Here is a 3794-nt window from a genome sequence, read left to right on the forward strand (position 1 = left end):
AATCGTGTCGATGCGCCACTTCTCCCTCTGGGCACGCAGGTCGTTCAAAAGATCCGTGGAGAGAGTATCTTGAGAAGGCAGTGACACCCACACCTCCGAGACATCGCTGGGGATAATTACTTCCCTCTTGGTAGGGTTGCCACGCAACCTGAGAGCAACGCGGGCCAGCTCCGGAGAGAGCTGGCTGGCGTACCACTGCCGCACTGCCTTGGCGCGATCGTCCAGGTAGGCGACGGAGCTATCCACCGTGCCCCTGTAGAAATCAACGTACAGCCACCCATTGCCGGGGAGGCTGGTGTAGACGTCAGAGGCGGCAAAGCGCCTCGTTGTGGCAATGCGCACCAGGGTCCCGTTTGCCTTCTCCTCCACAGTGACGCCCTGCACGGCACCACCGCCTGCGGGAAGCGTCAGCGTTGCCGTGCTCTCGTCCCACTCTGTGCCTGCCGGGAGATAGGCGGCGACTGCTTCCAGAAAATACTGCACAGGCACGAACAGCTCCCCGTCACGCAGCAAGGTCTCTATGGGCATGTGGCGGACCGCGTTGCCGATGACGATGAAGCAGTTGAACGGGGAAACCGTGATTTCCGCCTTGCCCAAGTAAACGACTGTCTTCTTCGCCTTGTCGGTCTTGACCGCCCTCCCGCCCATTGCGCCGGCGAGCTCACCGAGGGCGGCGTAGTGGCACCCGCTCTGTTGAAACGCGCGCAGCTGCCTCGTCTGCGCCTCCCCCTTGACGCGCACCAGCACGCCCTGTGTTTGCCCCATCAGTAATCCGGCTGCCAGGATCAGCCAACAAAAAAGCGCCATGCCAAGCACACGACTCAGCATGGGCCGGGTTTTCTTGGTATTCACCATCACCCGAGGTTGCACCTGCACCCTCTCACTTCCGCATCAAGTAGCGGCTGGCCCGCTTCAGCTCCTTCTTTTCCCTGGAGGTGAGGTTGTCATAGCCCACCTCGTTGATCTTGTCGAGGAGCATATCCACGCGCTCACGGTAGCGCTGCATCTCCTCCCAGCGGCGCCGCTGGGCCTCCACGCGACGGTTCCGCCACCACTGCCGCACCTGTGTCCCCACGTTGCCGAACAGCCGGCCGCGGCGCAAATAGACGTAACCGACGACCATACCCCCCAGATGGGCCAAGTGAGCAATGCCACCTTCGCTCCCGAACAGGCTGCCAATTCCACCCAACAGCGACATCCCGCCAAAAAGCAACACCAGGTACTTCGCCCTGATCTGGATCGGGAGCACAAAGAACAAGAACAGGGTGATGACACGCTCTGGGAAGAGCAGGCCATAGGCCATGAGGAGGCCGTAGACCGCTCCGGAAGCGCCCACCACAGGCACTACCGAGTGCAGGCGAAAAACCAGGTGGAACAGGCCCGCCCCAACCCCACAGGTCAAGTAGTAGGACAGCAGACGCCGCCAACCCCACACGCGCTCCAGGTCCGCCCCAAACACCCACAGAAACAGCATGTTCACAAGAAGGTGCAGCACGTTCCCGTGCAGGAACATGTAGGTGAACAGCTGCCACCACCACCCTTTGCCAATGACCCACGCGGGGATGAGGGCCAGAAAGGCTTCCAAGCGAGGAATGCGCACCGGCAGGAGGAGCCTGCCCGAGGCGATTACCGGTTGGAGGAATGCGCTCCCCAACTGCTGGACAATGAACATGCCGATATTGGCGGCCAACAGCCATTTCACAGCCCGCGGCATGGCCACCATGGCAAAACGGAGCCTGGTTCTCAGGCGGTTTTCATACATGACGCTCGGCTACCCCTTACCAGAGGCCCATCACTACGGTTACCCTGGCGCCGATGCCCGACAGGTCTACCTGGTCCCACACGGGGAGCCCTGCAGGCGTCTCGGTACGGTTGCGCGACACCTCGGCGCTGCTGTAAAACACCTCGGCGGAAATGTCCGAACGGCGCCCCAGCCTGTACATGATGCCACCGCCAACCTGCCACGTGAAGCCACTGTAGAACCGCGTCTCCGAAATGTCTTGCTCAAAGTTCTGTTCCTTGTTCCATAAGAGCTCGTAGCCCAGGCTGCCGCGCAATAGGTAGGCGTGCATCCTGCTGCCGCGCATCTTCACCAGCAGCTCTGCGAGGAGCGGCACAATCGTGGTGTTGTACTCGACCTCCTTCTGGATGGTGGTCTCACTGACCCCACTTTGATACTCCGTGGTCGCAACCGGGGAGGTCTTGACGTAATGCCTCCGGAACAAGTCCGCAGCAATGCCGATGGACACTGCTTCATCCACCTCGGCGCCCAACGAGGCGCCGATAGAAAAGCCCGACTTGGCGTCTTTGGGGTTGAGAAACCCAACTCGCACTCCCAACTCTTTCTCCCGCTGCGCCGAAGAGGTGACCGGTACCAGCGCGATGCCCAGCACCGCCAGCACGACAGCCGTTGTCCACCTGGGTCTCATGGTATGCTCCTCCTCGCTTGGGTTAAAGCATTACCGAACTCCGTAGAAGGGTACAAATATCCCGCGAAAAAATCAAGGGAAATCAAGGTAATGGCCTTAGCGCCGGCTACGGCTCCACCAGGTGGTTGAGGCCGGCAATCCCCTTGCCCAGCTGCTGGGCATGAGCGATGGCCTTGGTGACGAAGGCTTTGGCGCCGCGCACCGCCTCCGCGAGAGGCTGGCCCTTTGCCAGTCCTGCCGCGATGGCCGCCGAGAACGTGCAGCCGCTGCCGTGGGTGTGAGGATTGGCGAGCCGTTGGCCCTGGAGTTCCAACATGGTGTGTCCATCGAAGAGCACGTCGGTGGCGTCTGCAGTGCGGTGCCCGCCCTTGACAACCACGGCGCGCGCGCCACAGGCCAGAATACGCTCCGCAGCCCGCTTCATGTCCTCCAGGGTCTGGATCCGCATCTCCGCAAGAACCTCGGCCTCCGGGATGTTCGGCGTGACCACTTCGGCCAGGGGCAAGAGTTCCTCCATAAGCGCCTGACGCGCCTCGCGCTGCAGCAGAGGCTCGCCCCGCTTGGCCATCATCACCGGGTCGACCACGAGGTTGCGCAGCTGGTAGCGGCGCAACTCCGCAGCCACGGCACAGACAATCTCCGCATTGGCCAGCATCCCCGTCTTCACCGCATCGACACCGATGTCCTCCAGCACGCAACGGAGCTGTTTGGCCACGAAATCTGCAGGGAGGTCGAAAATGCCGTGCACCCCCATGGTATTCTGCGCCGTCACTGCGGTAATGACCGACATCCCGTAGACTTTGAAAGCACAGAAGGTCTTGAGGTCGGCCTGAATACCTGCCCCTCCTCCGGAGTCGGAACCAGCGATGGTGAGTGCACGCACCATGACTTCCTCGCAGTTACGGCAGCCCTATGCCATGAATCGGCGCCCCGCACTGCGCGCAGGCGCCATCCCGCAAGCGCACCTGCCTGATCGAGAACCCGTAGCGCTCGATCACCACCGTCCCGCACTTGTAGCAGTAGGTGTGTTCCCCTTCATCGCCCGGGACGTTGCCGCTGTACACGTAGTACAGTCCTGCCTCCAGCCCTATCTGCCGCGCGCGGTGGAGCGAGGCCAAGGGTGTGGGAGGAAGGTCAGTGAGCCGGTACTGAGGATAGAAGCGCGTCACGTGCCAGGGGGTCTCCTTTCCCAAATCGTCGACAATGAAGCGGGCTATAGCCCGCAACTGGTCCTCCTGGTCCACGTGGGTTGGGACCAGGAGAGTCGTCACTTCCACCCATACGCCCAGCTGCTTCATCAGGCGCAAGGTCTGCAGCACGCTGTCCAGTTTGCCGCCGACCACCTTGCGGTAGAACTGTTCGTCG

At 61.7% G+C, this 3794-nt stretch carries 5 protein-coding genes; all 5 read right to left on the reverse strand.

Annotated elements, in window-relative coordinates:
• The coding region (locus tag H5U38_03675; GenBank protein ID MBC7186116.1) for a hypothetical protein at positions 1-876 on the reverse strand (876 nt) is incomplete at its 3' end.
• Positions 877-880: 4 nt separating this feature from the next.
• Positions 881-1762, reverse strand: a complete 882-nt coding sequence (locus tag H5U38_03680; protein MBC7186117.1) for a rhomboid family intramembrane serine protease — start codon at positions 1760-1762, stop codon at positions 881-883.
• 16 nt (positions 1763-1778) lie between these two features.
• Positions 1779-2429 (reverse strand): outer membrane beta-barrel protein, encoded by a 651-nt coding sequence (locus H5U38_03685; GenBank protein MBC7186118.1) that lies wholly within the window; start codon positions 2427-2429, stop codon positions 1779-1781.
• A gap of 106 nt (positions 2430-2535) precedes the next feature.
• Positions 2536-3315, reverse strand: coding sequence for a bifunctional hydroxymethylpyrimidine kinase/phosphomethylpyrimidine kinase (gene thiD, locus H5U38_03690; protein ID MBC7186119.1), 780 nt, complete (start codon positions 3313-3315; stop codon positions 2536-2538).
• 13 nt (positions 3316-3328) lie between these two features.
• The coding region (locus tag H5U38_03695) for a radical SAM protein (GenBank protein ID MBC7186120.1) at positions 3329-3794 on the reverse strand (466 nt) is incomplete at its 5' end.

It is taken from the genome of Calditrichota bacterium, assembly GCA_014359355.1.
Lineage (GTDB): Bacteria > Zhuqueibacterota > Zhuqueibacteria > JANLFK01 > Oleimicrobiaceae > Oleimicrobium.

Coding starts and splice junctions, on each gene's coding strand:
- H5U38_03680 (MBC7186117.1), bottom strand. CDS start 1,762: ATGTATGAAAACCGCCTGAGAACCAGGCTCCGTTTTGCCATGGTGGCC.
- H5U38_03685 (MBC7186118.1), bottom strand. CDS start 2,429: ATGAGACCCAGGTGGACAACGGCTGTCGTGCTGGCGGTGCTGGGCATC.
- thiD (MBC7186119.1), bottom strand. CDS start 3,315: ATGGTGCGTGCACTCACCATCGCTGGTTCCGACTCCGGAGGAGGGGCA.